This window comes from Pseudomonas sp. BRG-100, assembly GCF_000737955.1.
GTDB lineage: Bacteria > Pseudomonadota > Gammaproteobacteria > Pseudomonadales > Pseudomonadaceae > Aquipseudomonas > Aquipseudomonas synxantha_A.
Genome location: NZ_JPRX01000001.1, coordinates 2,786,253 through 2,801,677, shown reverse-complemented (window position 1 = coordinate 2,801,677; position 15,425 = coordinate 2,786,253). Strand labels below are relative to the sequence as shown.

The window sequence follows — 15,425 nt, the reverse complement described above, 5'->3', positions numbered from 1 at the left end:
CGGTCTCAAGCTGCCTGTCGGGCCGTGACGAACGCCGCAAGGCTGGCCACGTTGGTGAAATGATTGCGGGTGTCCTTGGCGTCGGCATCGATCTTGATGCCGTAGGTTTTCTGGATCGCCAGGCCCAATTCCAGGGCATCGACCGAGTCCAGGCCCAGGCCTTCGCCAAACAGAGTCTGTTCGCTGCCAATGTCGTCGGCGCTGATGTCTTCCAGGCCCAGGGCCTCGATGATCAGCTCTTTTATCTCGTGCTCAAGGCTTTTTTGGTCGCTCATCTTCGGCGAGCTCCTTAATGAAATAGTGATGCAGGTAATCGTTGAGCTTGCGTGAAGCCTGGGGCGCGGCGCCGAGCGCGGCAAACGCTTGTGGCTCTATATCGGCCCCCACGCGCAAACTGAAGTGAAATCGACGTTTGGGGATGCGATACCAGGGTTCGGCCTTGGTCAGGGTGGTGGGGCTGACCTTGATCACCACCGGGGTGATGATTGTCGCACCCCGCAGGGCAATGGCCGCGCCGCCGCGATGAAAGGCGGGGGCCGCGCCGGGTGTGGTGCGGGTGCCTTCGGGAAAGATGATCAGGGTCTGGCCGGCGCGCAGGGCATCGGCAGCCGCATCGAGCATATCGGCGCTGCCGTCGTTGCTGATGTAGCCGGCATCACGCACCGGCCCGCGGGTGAAGGGGTTCTGGAACAGGCTCTGCTTGACCACGCAGTTGGTCTGGCGCATCAGGCCGATCAGGAACACCACATCGATCAGCGACGGGTGGTTGGCAACGATCATCTGCCCTGGGCGCCCGAGCTTCTCGGCGCCTTCCACGCTGTAGGTCAGCACGCCGACACGCTGCATCAACCGCACAAAGAACCAGAACAGCCGGCTGATGGTGTGACGTGCACGGCGCTGGTGCTGTTCGGCACTGCCCGGCAAGCAACTGAGCAATGGAAACACCAGCAAACGCAGGCACAACCCGCCCACGCCGAACAGGAAAAAGCTCGCGGCGGTAGCGAGCAGGCGCCAGTAATAGGCGTCCCGAGGCTTGTCGGTCAGGGCTTGCGTTGCCAGTTCCATACTCGGTTCTTCCAGGCATGTTGGCAGGCGCCCTGTTCGGTCAGCAGGGTGCGCAGCAGGTTCAGGGCGTGGGGCCACTGGGCGATGGTGGAGGGTTGGACAGTGCCGGTGGTAAGTTCCAGCTGCCACTCGTCGCCCGGTGTGAGCAACAGGCCGAGGGCATAGGGGAACGGTACGTCATGGATCCAGCCGGCGTAGGCTTCGGGCGGCTGTTCTTCAGTGATCACCAGCAGCACCGCCGGGGCGCCTTCGTTGAGCAGTGCGGCGGCTTCGAGGAGGCCGTGCTCCAGGCCATCGCCAACGGCGGCGATGGCAGTCATCTCGGCGGTTTCATTGCGCAGGATCGACCACAGACCGATCACCGCGTTGTGCACCGACAGGCTGAACTGGGTGGGCGACAGCGGCTGCTCGTTGGCCAGATCACTGAGGATATCCAGGGTGCGCGGGGTTTCGCCGTGGCGGGAAATGAACACCAGCGGCAGCTCTGCAAGGCCCTCGGCCAGCGGCCAGCCGACGCTGAATGCCATGCGCGCCAGCCGGCTCAAGCGGCGGCGCTGCATAGCTGGCAGAAATGACACATCCGGGCAGGCTTCGCTGACGGGCAGCAACACCGGGTCCCGGCACCAGGCGTGCCAGTCGTGCGCACTCTCAAGGCCAGGAGCCCAGGCGCGCCATTGGGCGATGTTGAAGTTGATCACTGAGAAGTTATCCCGCCCCTGCGGGCTTCCATGTGCGGCCAATGGCCCCGGATTCCGGGACAGAGAGCAATAGCCGAATGGCGCGCATTATCCCGGTGCCGCGGGGTTCTAGCAAATAGTGGTGAAAATTTGTTCACTATTGATCACAAATAAGTTGGAAGAATTTACAGATTGTCGGCGATCACAGGCCAGGCTGGGTCGTCGGAGATTTCCCATTCATTTGTGAGCCAGGCACAGCGTATGGATGAACGAGGTAGCTAACTGGCGCTTTTGCGCTCTACACTCGGTCATTCATTGATACACGGAGGTTTTTCCATGCGGCGCGTGGTGTTCAATCAAAAAGGCGGCGTGGGCAAGTCCAGCATCGCCTGCAACCTGGCGGCGGTCAGCGCCAGCGAAGGTTATCGAACCCTGTTGGTGGACCTCGATGCGCAAGCCAACTCGACCCAGTACCTCACCGGGTTGACGGGCGAAGACATCCCCATGGGGATCGCGGATTTTTTCAAGCAAACGTTGTCTTCCGGGCCGTTTTCGAAGAAGAACAAGGTTGATATCTACGAAACGCCGTTCGACAACCTGCACGTCATCACCGCCACCGCCGAGCTGGCAGACCTGCAGCCCAAGCTCGAAGCCAAGCACAAGATCAACAAGCTGCGAAAGCTGCTGGATGAGTTGAGCGAGGATTACGACCGGATTTACCTCGATACTCCACCCGCGTTGAACTTCTATGCGGTTTCTGCGCTGATTGCGGCTGATCGTGTGCTGATCCCCTTCGATTGCGACAGCTTTTCGCGCCAGGCCCTGTATGGCCTGCTGGCGGAAATCGAAGAACTGAAGGAAGACCATAATGAAGGCCTGGAAGTGGAAGGTATCGTGGTCAACCAGTTTCAGGCCCGGGCCAGCCTGCCGCAGCAGATTCTGGATGAACTGATTGCCGAAGGGCTGCCGGTGCTGCCGGTGTACCTGGCCAGCTCTGTGCGAATGCGCGAGTCGCACCAGGAGAGCAAGCCGCTGATCCACCTCGACCCACGGCATAAACTGACGCAGCAGTTTGTGGAGCTGCATAATCTGCTGGAAAATGCCTGACCCCACAGGCAGCGCAGAACACTGTGGGAGCTGGCTTGCCTGCGATGGCATCACCTCGGTGTACCAGGCAGACCGAGTCGCCTGCATCGCAGGCAAGCCAGCTCCCACAGTTTGGATTGCATTTCGGCAGGTGGGTTGGATTTGTCCCACAGGGTCTGTAGGAAGGGTCTGGCAATTGGGCTTGTGCCTTGTAACCTTGCCTACAGCTACGCCAGAATCCGCCGGCTTGTGCGTCTGGATGGGCGTCTCTAAGGTTTGCCGGTCGCTGAATGTTCAGTGATCGGGTTTAGTAGCCCGACCGACCAAAGCATGTGCACCTGCTCCAAAAGCATGGCGTTATCGCCTATCTGATGGTGGCTGTGCGCAGGGCACCTTCGGGTGCGCCGGTCTTTGCTTTGTTCCCCGGTCTACTAACCTGCGTACAGCTGCCACCCTTCGTTTAGTAGCGAAACGGTAGTGGCCCTATCAGGGAACAAATGCATGTCTATCCGTCTTTTCAATGTTTCACCCAACCTCCCCACCGAAGCCCTCGTGCTCAACAGCTACGAAATCTTCTCCTCCGTGCGCACGCTATTACTCAACTTGTCCAACGACCTCACAGGCGAACATCGCGATGTGGCTCTGGCGATTCACCAATTAAGCGAACTGGGCGTCATGCTGGTCGGCCAGATGATGGACCGCGAAGCCCCCCTGACCTAAAGCTGAAATGCATTCAATGTGGGAGCTGGCTTGCCTGCGATAGCATCGCCTCGGTGTACCAGGCAGACCGAGTCGCCTGCATCGCAGGCAAGCCAGCTCCCACATTGACCGAGTTGATGGCGGGGGATGTTTATACGCCCTGGCTACGCAACCAGCTCATCAGCTGCGGCAACGGAAACGCCCCGCTCTGGCGCGCCACTTCGCGACCGTTCTTGAACAGAATCAAACTGGGAATAGAACGAATCCCCAACTGCGCCGACAGCTGCTGATTAGCCTCACTGTCCAGCTTCGCCAGCCGGCACTTGCCTTCAAGCTGCCCGGCGGCCTGCTCGAATACCGGCGCAAACGACTTGCACGGCCCGCACCATTCGGCCCACACATCGACCAGGAGCGGCAGGTCGCCCTTGATCTGGCTGGCATAGTCGCCCTGTTTCAAATCAAAGGGTTTGCTCAGCAACACCGACTGCTTGCAACGCCCGCACTTGGGCGCATCACCCAGGCGTTCGCCGGGGATGCGGTTGAGGCCGTTGCAATGTGGGCAGGGGATGACAAGAGATTCGGACATCGGGGGCTCCTTGGGGGTGGCTATGGGTTTCAGGACTTACGACGAACAACTAATCTCCAAATGCTTACCCCAATCCGGCGGCCGTTGCGCGTACTGCTCCATCCCCGCTTGCTCTTCAAACGGCCTGGTTAGCACTTCATGCAGCCGTCGCACTTCGCTGTAGTCGCCTGATTCGGCGGCGGCGATGGCGTTTTGGGCCAGGTAGTTACGCAGGATGTAGAGCGGGTTCACCGCATGCATCCGCTCACGGCGCTGTTCCTGGGTGAAATCCCCGTCCCGCGCAACGCGGGCCTTGTACCGCTCGGCCCAGGTATCAAACCCGGCCAGGTCGACAAAGTCGTCACGTAGCCGCGTCACGGCCAGCGCCGCGGATTCATCGCCCAGGCGTCGGAAGAACAGTGTGTAGTCCACGCCGCTGTTCTGCATCAGCTTGAGCAAGTCTTCCACCAGTTTCTGGTCATCCTCTTCAGCGCTCGTGAGCCCCAGCCGGCGGCGCATCAGGTCCAGGTAGTGGGCCTGGTAGAACGGCAGGTACAGGCCAAGTGCCTCCTTCAAGGCATCAACGCTGATGAACGGCGTAAGCGCCTGGGCCAAGGCGCTGAGGTTCCACTGCCCGATAGGCACCTGGTTGCTGAAGGAGTAGCGCCCTTCATGGTCGGAGTGGTTGCAGATGAAGTGCGCGTCAAAATCATCGAGAAACGCGAAGGGCCCGAAGTCGAAGGTGATGCCCAGAATCGACATGTTGTCGGTGTTCATCACCCCGTGGCAAAAGCCATAGGCCTGCCACTTGGCGATCATCTCGGCATTGCGCTCGACGATCTCGCGGAACATCGCCAGGTACGGCTCAGGCTGCTCGCGGCACTCGGGGTAATGCAGGTTCAGCACGTGTTCGGCCAACTCGGCCTGCTGTTCGGGCTTCTTGGTGTAGTAGAAGTATTCGAAATGCCCGAAGCGGATATGGCTATGGGCCAGGCGCAACACCATGGCGCCACGTTCCTGTTTCTCACGCCAGACCGGGGTGCTGGAGCCGATCACGCATAGAGCGCGGCTGCTGGGGATGCCCAGCGCATGCAGGGCTTCAGAGGCAAGGAATTCCCGGATCGAAGAGCGCAACACCGCACGCCCGTCGCCCATGCGCGAGTAAGGCGTCATCCCCGCGCCCTTGAGGTGCAAATCCCAATGTTCGCCGGCCTCGTTGTAGACCTCGCCCAGCAACAACCCGCGGCCATCGCCCAATTGCGGGGTGTAGCCGCCAAACTGATGCCCCGAATAGACCATCGCCCTTGGTTCGGCTTCGGCCCACAGCTTGTGGCCGCCAAACAGTTCGGCAAACACGGGCGTTTCAGCCACGGCCGGGTCGAGGTCGAGCAGCGTCATGGCGGCCTTGCTTGCCACGACCAGGCGCGGTTCGTCCAGGGGCTCTGGCAATACGTGGGTCGAGAACGCGTCGCCCAGGCGTGCGAAGCGGTTGTCGAAGGTCAGTTCGTCGAGGGCTTTCACCGGCCATCTCCAGCAGAATGTCCGAGCATTCTGCTGGGGACAGGGCGTTTAGTCGAGTTTGCTCGGTGGCGGCTCCGGCGCATCCACCACTTTGCCGGCGGGTGGCTCTGGTGCGTCGGGCTTGTCGACGGGCTCGACGATGGACTTGCGCTCATCCTCGGCCGGCACCAGTTTGTATTCCTGGCCGTGGAGGTTTTTCAGGTAGATCTCCATCTGCCTGAACGAGATGTTGATGTGCTGTTTCTTGAACTCACGGTTGATAAAGCGGTTGACCTCGTCGAGCACCGGGTTGCGGTCGCCGAGGTCGCGCACATGCATGCGCAGCTCGTGGTCCAGGGTGCTTTCGCCGAAGTTGAGGAAGTACACATGGGGTTCGGGTTCTTTCAGTACCCGCGGGTTTTCCCGTGCGGCTTTGAGTAACAATTCCTTCACCAGATCCAGATCGGAGCCGTAGTCCACGCCGAGTTTGAGGGTCACGCGAGTGATGGTGTCGGTCAGCGACCAGTTGATCAGTTGCCCGGTAATGAAAGTCTTGTTCGGGACGATGATGTCCTTGTTGTCGAAGTCGGTGATGGTGGTGGCGCGAATGCGGATCTTGCTCACCGTACCCGACAGGTTGCCGATGGTGATGGTATCGCCAATGCGCACCGGGCGTTCGAACAGGATCATGATACCGGAGATGAAGTTGGCGAAGATCTCCTGCATACCGAAGCCCAGGCCCACCGACAGCGCCGCAACCAGCCATTGCAGCTTGTCCCAGCTCACGCCGAGGGTGGACAGGGTGGTGACAAACCCTACGCCGGCAATGATGTAGGACAGCAAGGTGGTGGTGGCATAGGCGCTGCCTTGGGCCAGGTCCAGCTTGGACAGCACCAGCACTTCCAGCAGGCCGGGCAGGTTGCGCGCCAGGGCGAAGGTGATGCCGATGATGATCGACGCGCCGAGCAGGTCGCCGATACTGATGGGTACCATGCTGATATTGGTACCCGTACCGCTGGTGTATTCGTACAGGGTGACGTTATCCAGGTACGAAAACACCGAGATCAGGTCCGACCACACCCAGTACAGCGCCGCGATAAAGCCGCCGAGCAAGGCCAGGCGGATCAGGCGCATGGACTGTTCGTTGACCTGTTCGATGTCCAGGGTCGGCTCCTCGATCACCGTTTCGCCATCACCGGCTTCCTTGGCGGCCTGGCGTTTGGCCAGGGCGCGGGCATAGGCCAGGCGCCGGGCGGCCACGCCGAGGCCGCGCACGAAGGTGGCTTCGATCACCAGCCAGAACATCAGCAGGTACAGGGTGTTGATCAGCCGGTCGCTGAGTTTCAGGGCGGTGTAGTAGTAGCCAAAGCACACGGCGATGAACAGCGCGATCGGCAGGGCGGTGAACACCAGCCCGATGGCCTTGCGAAACAGCGAGGCCTTTTCATGGGTGGGGCTGTTGAGCAGCAGGCGACTCAGCAGCCACGCCATCAAGCCATAGCAGGTGAGCACCACGGCAATGCCCAGCACGTCTTCGGCCAGTGCCGCCGGTTGGTGTTCGGCAATCGCCACCACCGCCACCAGGGCCAGTACCACCAGCCCGAGCTTGCGTATCCAGCCCTGGAGGAACTGGACCTGAGGTTTCTCCCAGCGAAAGTGCAGTTCGGCCACGCCGCCCGGCGCAAGGATGCGGTAGGCGGTGTAGAACACCAGCCACGCCTGGGCGATCTGCAGCAGGGCCGAGCCCAGGTTGGCGTTTTGCCCGCGGGCGTCGATCTGCAAGGCATAGCCGCACAGCGCCAGGCCCAGTGACACCGGCATTGCCAGCAGGATATTGATCAGGATCGCCTGCGGCGTATGCCACTGGCTGTCGCGCTTGAAGTGACCGATGTCCAGGTGGACCTTGTTCAGGCGCTGATACAACGCCTTGCGCCGCCACAACAGCGCGCCGAGCAACAGCAGCAGCGGCAGGAACAGCAACGGGCGCTGGGTCAGGCCGTCATACAGTTCGCTGACACTGGACGCCCAGGGCAGGGTGGCGACTTGCTTGCTCAGGTGCGCCGGCACGGTTTCCAGCCATTCGGTGTCCAGCGGCTTGTTGCTCGGGATCCAGAACATCTGCTCATCAAGCGTCGCGCGCAGTGTAGTGGCGGTGCTCAACAGTTGCTTCTGGTTCAGTTGCAGGGTGATCGATTCGTTCAGTAGCGCACTCAGCTCGCGGCTCAGGCGCTCCAGCAGGTCGCTGCGGGTGATCGCCAGTTCCAGCAAGGTGCGACGCAGTTGCGGCGTGACTTCGTCCGGTGGCTGGTTGGCCAGCAGGTTATCCACATAGGCGCTGGGGGAACTGATCAGCTCACGCTGCTGGTTGACCTCGAACTGGTACAGGCGAATGTTGGCGATATCGTCGGCCAGGTCGCGGTCGACGGTAAGGCGCGGCAGGGCCTGTTTTTGCTTATACAGAATCTTGGAAAGCAGCAGGCTGCCCTTGAGCACGTTGATCTGCTCGTCCAGGGCCGAATCGCTCTGGTTGACCGTGTCCAGTTGCTGCTTGGTCTGCAGGTTCTTCTGGGTCAGGTCATTGAGACGGTCAGTGCTCTTGAGCAGGTAGTCGGACAGCTTCAGGTTGTCGGCGCTTTCCTTGGCAAGGATGCTGCTGCCCCCGGCTTTCTGGGCTTCGATGGACTGTTGCGTCACCGTCTGCTGGGACTGGGCCAGGCGTTTCTGGTTGATCAGGGTTTGCAGGTCCTGGATTTCCTGCTCCAGGCGCGCGGTTTTTTCCTGGATCAGGTCGTGCTGGCTGTTGCCCAGGTCTTGCAACTGGCTGTTGCCGGCCAACTCCTGGCGGCGCAGGGGGATGAGCGCATTCAGGGCCGCCAGTTCAGCGTTCAGCTGGTTGCGCTGGTCGCCGCTGAGGGCTTTGCCGTTGTCTTTGCCCAGCTTGAGCGTGGCATTGATCTGCTGGATGCGCGTCTGGCTGCTGCTGATTTCGGTTTGGGCGCGCTCGGGGCGGGTCTGGGCGGCGATGGTCAAGCTGTTGGCGTCGGCCAGCTCTTTTTGCAGGTCGCCTTGCTGGGTGCTGCGTTGCACCAGCAATTGCTCAAGCTGCGGCACGGGCAGCGAGGCGTAGCGTTGGGCTACGGGGATGATTTTGGTGGCCTTGAGCCGGGCCAGCTCGCGCTGGTTGTCGGCGGTCTGGCGTGGGGCCTCTTCCAGCTGGCGCTTGAGATCGGCCAGGCGCTGCTCGTAATCCTGCTGGTTCGCCAGGTACGTCAGGGTCTGCTGCAGGATGCCCTGCAACGCCTTCATGTCAGCGTCGGGCAGCTTGCGGTCGGGCAGTTTATCCAGGGTTTGCTGGATGGCGTCGGCGCTGGGCGGGTCGGCAGCGTGAACGGCGCCGACGCAAAGGGTCAGGCCCAGCAGGGCAGTGGCGATAAAAGTGCGCAGGGTTGGCATAGAGACCGGTCTTGCAAGGTGAAGAATCGGGGCGTTGTTGCCCCGCAGTTTAGAGGAAGAGTCCGGGGCCCGGGCGACTTCCTTCGGGGAATCTGACGCCGACTTTGCCAATCTTGTTCCCGTCCATGACCGCGACAGTCCAGATGGTGTTGTTCCATTCCACCTGGTCGCCCACCACCGGTGCACCGCCGACCTTCTGGGTGATGAAGCGACTCAGCGGCATGTCCGGGTCGATACCCTCGAGCTTGAGCCCGTACAAGGCCGAAACCGCGCCCAGCTGGGCGTCGCCTTCGAGCACGAAGTCGCCGAAGAAGCGCAAATCGAGGCCCCGTTGCGGTGCCTGGCTGAACAGTTTGCCCAGGGCCGGCAGGTTGTGTTCATGGCCGATCACACAGAGCAAATCATCGACTTCCAGCACGGTACTACCCGACGGATGGAGCAGTTGCTGGCCGCGAAACAGTGCAGCGATGCGCGTGCCTTCGGGCATTTTCAGCTCGCGCAGGGCCGCGCCGATGCACCATTTCTCGGCGCCGAGGCGGTAGACGAACAGCTCCCACTCGCTGGTGACGTGCACTTCCAGGGCTGCGCGGGAAATCGGTGCCGGGTCCGGTGGTACGGTGACTTTGAGCAACTTGGCCACCCACGGCAGGCTTGTGCCCTGCACCAGCAGCGACACCAGCACGATAAAGAACGCCAGGTTGAAGTACAGCTGCGCATGGGGCAGGCCGGCCATCAGCGGGAACACCGCGAGGATGATCGGCACCGCGCCGCGCAGGCCGACCCAGGCGATAAAGGCCTTTTCGCGACCGTGGAATGCCTTGAACGGCAGCAGGCCAACCATCACCGAAAGAGGCCGCGCAAACAGGATCATCCACAGCGCCAGGCCCAGTGCGGGCAGGGCGATGGGCAGCAGGTCATGGGGCGTGACCAACAGGCCCAGCACCAGGAACATGCCGATCTGCGCCAGCCAGGCCATGCCATCGAGCATATGCAAAATGCCATGGCGGCTGCGCACCGGGCGGTTGCCAATCACCAGGCCGCACAGGTACACGGCCAGGAAGCCGCTGCCGTGCAGGGCGTTGGTCAGGGCGAAAACGAACAGGCCGCCGGCGATTACCAGAATCGGGTACAGGCCGTTGGCCAGGTTGATGCGGTTGACCAGCTGCAGCATCAGCCAGCCGCCGCCCAGGCCCACCAGGCCACCGATGCCGAATTCGCGAATCAGATGAGTCAACAGGCTCCAGTGCAGGCCGGTCTGGCCGCTGGCGAGCATGTCGATCAGGGTGACGGTGAGGAACACCGCCATCGGGTCGTTGCTGCCGGATTCGATTTCCAGGCTGGCGCTGACCCGTTCGTTGAGGCCCTTGCCGCCCAGCAGCGAGAACACCGCTGCAGCGTCCGTGGAGCCGACGATGGCGCCGATCAGCAAGCCCTGGATGATATTGAGGTCGAACAGCCAGGCCGCCGCCATGCCGGTGAGGCCGGTGGTAATCAACACCCCCACCGTGGCCAGGGACAAGGCCGGCCACAGCGCCACGCGGAAACTCGCCACCCGTGTGCGCAAGCCGCCGTCGAGCAGGATCACGGCCAGGGCGAGGTTGCCCACCAGGTAGGCAGTCGGGTAGTTATCGAAAATGATGCCGCCGCCATCGACACCGGCGGTCATGCCCACGGCCAGGATGATCACCAGGATCGGGATGCCCAGGCGGGACGAAAGGGAACTCACCAGAATGCTCGCACTTACCAGCAACGCGCCGATCAAGAACAGGCTGTTGATGGTCGTCGCATTCAAAGGCAGTACTCCAGAGCAGGGAAGACGGGGCGCAAACTGACCATGCAGTCTGCGTGCCAGCGATTCTAACCTGTTGAATTGCTGCGCTGTCAAAAAGCTTTTTCTGAATTTTTGCAGAAGCAAATGTGGGAGGGGGCTTGCCCCCGATAGCGGTGGGTCAGCCACAGATAAGTTGACTGATATACCGCAATCGGGAGCAAGCCCCCTCCCACATTTTCAAGTGCCGTCAGTTAGAGGCGGAAGCGGCCTACCATCCCATTCAGATCCACTGCCAGGCGCGACAATTCGCTGCTCGCGGCGCTGGTCTGGCCGGCGCCCGTAGCGGATTGCACTGACAGGTCGCGAATATTCACCAGATTACGGTCCACTTCCCGCGCCACCTGGGCCTGTTCTTCCGCCGCGCTGGCGATCACCAGGTTGCGCTCGTTGATCTCGACAATTGCGGTGTTGATGGTATCCAGCGACATGCCCGCGCCCTTGGCGATGTTCAGCGTCGATTCGGCCCGCTCGGTGCTGTTTCGCATCGAATCCACTGCGTGCTCAGTACCCGTCTGGATACTGCCGATCATGCGCTCGATCTCGCTGGTGGATTGTTGCGTGCGATGGGCCAGCGCTCGCACCTCGTCGGCCACTACGGCGAAACCACGTCCGGCTTCCCCGGCGCGTGCGGCTTCAATCGCCGCGTTCAGGGCCAGCAGGTTGGTCTGGTCGGCCAGGCCGCGAATCACGTCCAGCACTTTGCCGATATCCCGCGATTCATTGGCCAGGTCGCCAATCAGGGAGGCGGTGGCCTGCACGTCAGCGCTCATGCGTTCGATGGCGCTGACGGTTTCCTGCACCAGGTCCCGACCATCACCGGCAGAGGTGGTGGCGTTGCGCGAAGCTTCGGAAGTGCTCACGGCGTTGCGTGCGACTTCTTCAACGGCGCTGGTCATCTCGTTGACGGCGGTGGCGGCTTGTTCGATTTCGTTGTTTTGCTGGGTCAGTCCACGGGCGCTTTCGTCGGTGACGGCGTTCAGCTCTTCGGCGGCAGACGCCAACTGAGTGGCGGAGCCGGCGATGCGTTGCAGGGTATCGCGCAGTTTGTTTTGCATCTTGGCCATGGCGGCGAGCAGGCGGCCGGCTTCGTCGTTGCCGTCTACGGTGATCGGGCGCGTCAGGTTACCTTCGGCCACTTCTTCGGCGGCTTCAAGGGCACGGGCGATGGGCAGGGTGATGCTGCGGGTCAGCAACCAGGCGAACAACACGGTCAGCGCCGTGGCAACCACCAGCAGGCCCACCACCAGGTCGAAGGCCATGTCGTATTGGTCTTTGGCTTGCTGGTTGGTGGCGTTGGCGTCGTCGTTATTGATATCCAGCAAGCGGGTCAATACGGCGTTGACTTGCTCGGAGTTGCTCAGCAACTCGGTGTTCAGCAAGTTGCGCAGCTCGTCGACCTGATTGGCGCGTGACAGGCTCTTCATGCGCTCTTCAATCTGGTGGTACTGGCCCAGCAGGCGCACGTATTCGTCGTAGGCGTTGCGCTCTTGAGTGCTGGTGATCAATTTTTCGTAGATGCCCTGGGCCGTGCGAATCTGCTGATTGCGCAACTCGAAGGCTTCCAAAGTCTTTTGCTGTACATCCGGCTCGCGGTTGGTCAGCAAGCGATACGACAGCACGCGCAGGCGCAGGGTCAGTTGGGTGAATTCGTCGAGGGCACGAATGCTTGGCACGCTGGCTGAGGTGATGTCTTCGGTGGCTGCGCGAATCTTGCTCATCTGGTTCAGGGCGAACACACCCAGCAACAACATCAGGGCGCCAATAAACGCGAAGCCGAGGAAGGCCCTCGGGGCGATATTCATATTACGAAGAGACATGCTGGAATCCTGGGGGGAAGCGCGATCCGTGCGGCCATGAGACGAGGTGTGCCTGCGTTATCGGCCCTGCGACTAAAGTCTTAAGGGGCTGCGCGCTTTTGTCGCATCTGACGAAGGGTTGGGGGCATTGGAGGAACCAGATCGGGTAATTGCAGTCACTAAGGCTCGAAAGTGCGGCCCGGCCCCGATAAATCGGGCTGCACGCCGGGGATATCCCTGGCATCCGAGGTGAATTTTCTTTATCGTCACCGCCCTTTTAAAAGCCCGGGAAATCAAAATGTTAGAAGCATCTCTCAGCCAATTGGAACAACTGGTCAGCGACCTGGTACAGCAGAATCAAGAGCTGCTGGGCAGCAACGAATCCCTCAAGGCCGAACTGGCTCGCGCCAAGGATGAAAACGACAGCCTGCAACTGAACCTGATGGAGCAGGAAGAAAAGCACGGCGCCACCGCCGCCCGCATCCAGGCCCTGGTTGAGCGTGTGAGTGCAGGGCCTGTCAGCGCATGAATGAGGGGATAAAGGTCGTTTCGATTCTCGGAGAGGATTACTCGATCAAGGCACCGGCCGGCGAAGATCAGACCCTGATGCATGCCGTGACCATGCTCAAGGCTTCCCTGGCGGTTACCAAGAAAAAGTACCCGACCCTGATCGGTGACAAATTATTGGTACTGGCCGCGCTGAACCTGTGCGCCGAGCAGATCGAAATGCAACAGGCTCACCAGCAGGAACTCGACCGTTACCAAGAGCAAGTCAGCGCCACGGTCGAGGTGATTGCCAAGGCGATCCAGCCTTAGAACCACTCATCCTGCATCCCCAGGCACGTATCGTCGCGTGCCTCCAGAATTGCCAGTTCGTGATGGCAGCTCGGTACTTCCCAGGTCAGGAAGTACCGGGCGGCCTGGAGCTTGCCCTTGTAGAAGGCCGCATCGGCCGCCTCACCCTTGGCCAGCCCTTCTTCAGCGCGGATCGCCTGTTCCAGCCAGCGCCAGCCGATCACCGTATGCCCGAATACTTTCAAGTACAGCGCCGAGTTCGCCAGGCTGCTGTTGACCTTGCCCTGGGCGAGATCGGTCAGCAGGCCAATCGTGACGCTTTGCAGTCGATTGACCAGTTGCTCCAGCGGCTCTCGCAGTGCCGTAAGTGACGGGTACTTCTGCGCACGGGCCCCGGTCTCGGCGATCAGGCGAATCAATTGCTTCAAGCCGGCGCCGCCGTTCTGCGCCAATTTGCGCCCAAGCAAGTCCAGGGACTGGATGCCGTGGGTGCCTTCATGGATCGGGTTCAAGCGGTTGTCGCGGTAGTACTGCTCCACCGGGTATTCGCGGGTGTAGCCGTGGCCGCCGAGAATCTGGATCGCCAGTTCATTGGCCTTGAGGCAAAACTCCGACGGCCAGGATTTGACGATGGGGGTGAGCAGGTCCAGCAGTTCGTGGGCGTGCTTGCGCTCAGTGTCGGTTGCCAGGGTGGTGGTGTCGTCAAACAGTCGGGCTGCGTAAAGGCCCAGGTCAAAGGCGCCTTCCACATAGGCTTTCTGGGTCAGCAACATGCGCTTGATGTCGGCGTGCTGAATGATCGCCACTGGTGCGGTGCCTGGGTCTTTGCTATCGGGCAGGCGACCCTGGGGCCGTTCGCGGGCGTAGTCCAGCGAGTAGAGGTAGCCGGCGTAACCGAGCATCACCGCGCCCATGCCCACGCCAATGCGTGCTTCATTCATCATCTGGAACATGCAGCTCAGGCCCTGGTGCGGTTTGCCCACCAAGTAGCCGACGCAGTTGCCGTTATCGCCGAAGTTGAGCGCCGTGGACGTGGTACCGCGCCAGCCCATCTTGTGAAACAGCCCGGCTAGCAATACATCGTTGCGTTCGCCCAGGCTGCCGTCATCGTTGACCAGGAACTTGGGCACGATAAACAGCGAAATACCCTTCACGCCCGCGGGTGCGTCCGGCAATTTGGCCAGCACCATATGCACGATGTTTTCCGACAGCGAGTGGTCGCCACCGGAGATGAAGATCTTGTTGCCTTTGAGGCGATAACTGCCGTCAGCCGCCGGTTCTGCGCGGGTACGAATATCTGACAGCGAGGAGCCGGCATGGGGCTCGGTCAGGGCCATGGTGCCAAAGAAGCGCCCTTCGATCATCGGTTGCAGGAAGCGCTGTTTCTGCTCCTCGGTGCCGAAGCTTTCGATCAGATTGGCGGCGCCCATGGTCAGGAACGGGTAGGAGGTCGATGCGGCGTTGGCCGCTTGAAAGTGGGCGAAGCAGGCTTGGGACAGCAAGGTCGGCAGTTGCATGCCGCCTGCTTCGAAACTGCGGGCTGCGTTGAGGAAACCGGCCTCCAGGAAGGCGTCTACGGCGGGTTTGACTTCCGGGATCAGGATCGCTTGGCCGTTCTCATAACGCGGTTCGTTTTCGTCGTTCTTGCGGTTGTGGGGGGCGAAGTACTTTTCGGCGATGCTGCGCGCCGTGCTGATCGCAGCGTCGAAGGTTTCGCGGTTGTGTTCGGCAAACCGCTCACGCTGGGTCAGGCCCTCGGCATCGAGGACTTCGTACAGCTCGAAAGCCAGATTGCGGGAACTGAGCAGCGTCTCGGACATGGCGGACTACCTTTGAAGGAATTGGCCTGAGTCTAAGCGCGTGAATAGAGGCTGGATAGCAAGATTGATCTGGGTGATGGAAGGGCAAAACGCAGGCAGGGAATTGAAATGCAGTCAATGTGGGAGGGGGCTTGCTCC

12 protein-coding genes and 2 pseudogenes are annotated in these 15,425 nt (G+C 61.1%); 4 read left to right on the top strand and 10 right to left on the bottom strand.

Annotation, left to right across the window (positions count from 1 at the left end):
• Window positions 1–5: 5 nt before the first annotated feature.
• The 3 genes from JH25_RS14930 to JH25_RS14940 are packed head-to-tail and all read right to left on the bottom strand — an operon-like array spanning window position 6 to window position 1,763.
• The gene (locus JH25_RS14930; RefSeq protein ID WP_005784090.1) at window positions 6–275 is read right to left on the bottom strand and encodes a phosphopantetheine-binding protein; all 270 of its coding nucleotides are present in this window, start codon (window positions 273–275) and stop codon (window positions 6–8) included.
• Window positions 253–1,065 (bottom strand): lysophospholipid acyltransferase family protein, encoded by an 813-nt coding sequence (locus JH25_RS14935; RefSeq protein ID WP_032878283.1) that lies wholly within the window; start codon window positions 1,063–1,065, stop codon window positions 253–255. The genes JH25_RS14930 and JH25_RS14935 overlap by 23 nt, the downstream gene beginning before the upstream one ends.
• Complete coding sequence (locus tag JH25_RS14940) at window positions 1,041–1,763, bottom strand: beta-ketoacyl synthase chain length factor (RefSeq protein WP_032878282.1); 723 nt, start codon at window positions 1,761–1,763, stop codon at window positions 1,041–1,043. The genes JH25_RS14935 and JH25_RS14940 overlap by 25 nt, the downstream gene beginning before the upstream one ends.
• A 315-nt stretch (window positions 1,764–2,078) precedes the next feature.
• On the opposite strand from JH25_RS14940, the gene JH25_RS14945 reads away from it, so the two are divergent.
• Window positions 2,079–2,849, top strand: coding sequence for a ParA family protein (locus JH25_RS14945; RefSeq protein ID WP_032878281.1), 771 nt, complete (start codon window positions 2,079–2,081; stop codon window positions 2,847–2,849).
• Between the two features lie 480 nt (window positions 2,850–3,329).
• Window positions 3,330–3,548 carry a DUF6124 family protein gene (locus JH25_RS14950; RefSeq protein ID WP_032878280.1) on the top strand — a complete coding sequence of 73 codons (219 nt, stop codon included), beginning with the start codon at window positions 3,330–3,332 and terminating at the stop codon, window positions 3,546–3,548.
• Between the two features lie 130 nt (window positions 3,549–3,678).
• On the opposite strand, the gene trxC is transcribed toward JH25_RS14950, so the two are convergent.
• The 6 genes and pseudogenes from trxC to JH25_RS29370 form a co-directional block, all read right to left on the bottom strand.
• Window positions 3,679–4,113: a thioredoxin TrxC gene (trxC, locus tag JH25_RS14955; RefSeq protein ID WP_032878279.1), complete on the bottom strand. Its 435-nt coding sequence runs from the start codon at window positions 4,111–4,113 to the stop codon at window positions 3,679–3,681.
• Window positions 4,114–4,149: 36 nt separating this feature from the next.
• Window positions 4,150–5,613, bottom strand: coding sequence for a protein adenylyltransferase SelO (selO, locus tag JH25_RS14960; RefSeq protein ID WP_032878278.1), 1,464 nt, complete (start codon window positions 5,611–5,613; stop codon window positions 4,150–4,152).
• A 48-nt stretch (window positions 5,614–5,661) separates the two neighbouring features.
• Window positions 5,662–9,045: a mechanosensitive channel MscK gene (gene mscK / locus JH25_RS14965; protein WP_032878277.1), complete on the bottom strand. Its 3,384-nt coding sequence runs from the start codon at window positions 9,043–9,045 to the stop codon at window positions 5,662–5,664.
• A gap of 49 nt (window positions 9,046–9,094) precedes the next feature.
• Window positions 9,095–10,837: a potassium/proton antiporter gene (locus tag JH25_RS14970; protein ID WP_005784108.1), complete on the bottom strand. Its 1,743-nt coding sequence runs from the start codon at window positions 10,835–10,837 to the stop codon at window positions 9,095–9,097.
• A 230-nt stretch (window positions 10,838–11,067) separates the two neighbouring features.
• Window positions 11,068–11,667, bottom strand: a pseudogene (locus JH25_RS29375) (methyl-accepting chemotaxis protein); the annotation flags it as partial.
• A 303-nt stretch (window positions 11,668–11,970) separates the two neighbouring features.
• A pseudogene (locus JH25_RS29370) lies at window positions 11,971–12,627 on the bottom strand (MCP four helix bundle domain-containing protein); the annotation flags it as partial.
• 343 nt (window positions 12,628–12,970) lie between these two features.
• Between JH25_RS29370 and JH25_RS14980 the strand changes: the two are divergent.
• Complete coding sequence (locus tag JH25_RS14980; RefSeq protein WP_003187970.1) at window positions 12,971–13,201, top strand: hypothetical protein; 231 nt, start codon at window positions 12,971–12,973, stop codon at window positions 13,199–13,201.
• Window positions 13,198–13,488 carry a cell division protein ZapA gene (locus tag JH25_RS14985; protein ID WP_032878275.1) on the top strand — a complete coding sequence of 97 codons (291 nt, stop codon included), beginning with the start codon at window positions 13,198–13,200 and terminating at the stop codon, window positions 13,486–13,488. Before JH25_RS14980 ends, JH25_RS14985 begins: the two co-directional genes overlap by 4 nt.
• On the opposite strand, the gene JH25_RS14990 is transcribed toward JH25_RS14985, so the two are convergent.
• Window positions 13,485–15,287, bottom strand: coding sequence for an acyl-CoA dehydrogenase (locus tag JH25_RS14990; protein WP_032878274.1), 1,803 nt, complete (start codon window positions 15,285–15,287; stop codon window positions 13,485–13,487). The genes JH25_RS14985 and JH25_RS14990 overlap by 4 nt on opposite strands.
• Window positions 15,288–15,425: the final 138 nt, after the last annotated feature.

Coding starts and splice junctions, on each gene's coding strand:
- JH25_RS14930 (WP_005784090.1), bottom strand. CDS start 275: ATGAGCGACCAAAAAAGCCTTGAGCACGAGATAAAAGAGCTGATCATC.
- JH25_RS14935 (WP_032878283.1), bottom strand. CDS start 1,065: ATGGAACTGGCAACGCAAGCCCTGACCGACAAGCCTCGGGACGCCTAT.
- JH25_RS14945 (WP_032878281.1), top strand. CDS start 2,079: ATGCGGCGCGTGGTGTTCAATCAAAAAGGCGGCGTGGGCAAGTCCAGC.
- JH25_RS14950 (WP_032878280.1), top strand. CDS start 3,330: ATGTCTATCCGTCTTTTCAATGTTTCACCCAACCTCCCCACCGAAGCC.
- trxC (WP_032878279.1), bottom strand. CDS start 4,113: ATGTCCGAATCTCTTGTCATCCCCTGCCCACATTGCAACGGCCTCAAC.
- mscK (WP_032878277.1), bottom strand. CDS start 9,045: ATGCCAACCCTGCGCACTTTTATCGCCACTGCCCTGCTGGGCCTGACC.
- JH25_RS14980 (WP_003187970.1), top strand. CDS start 12,971: ATGTTAGAAGCATCTCTCAGCCAATTGGAACAACTGGTCAGCGACCTG.
- JH25_RS14985 (WP_032878275.1), top strand. CDS start 13,198: ATGAATGAGGGGATAAAGGTCGTTTCGATTCTCGGAGAGGATTACTCG.
- JH25_RS14990 (WP_032878274.1), bottom strand. CDS start 15,287: ATGTCCGAGACGCTGCTCAGTTCCCGCAATCTGGCTTTCGAGCTGTAC.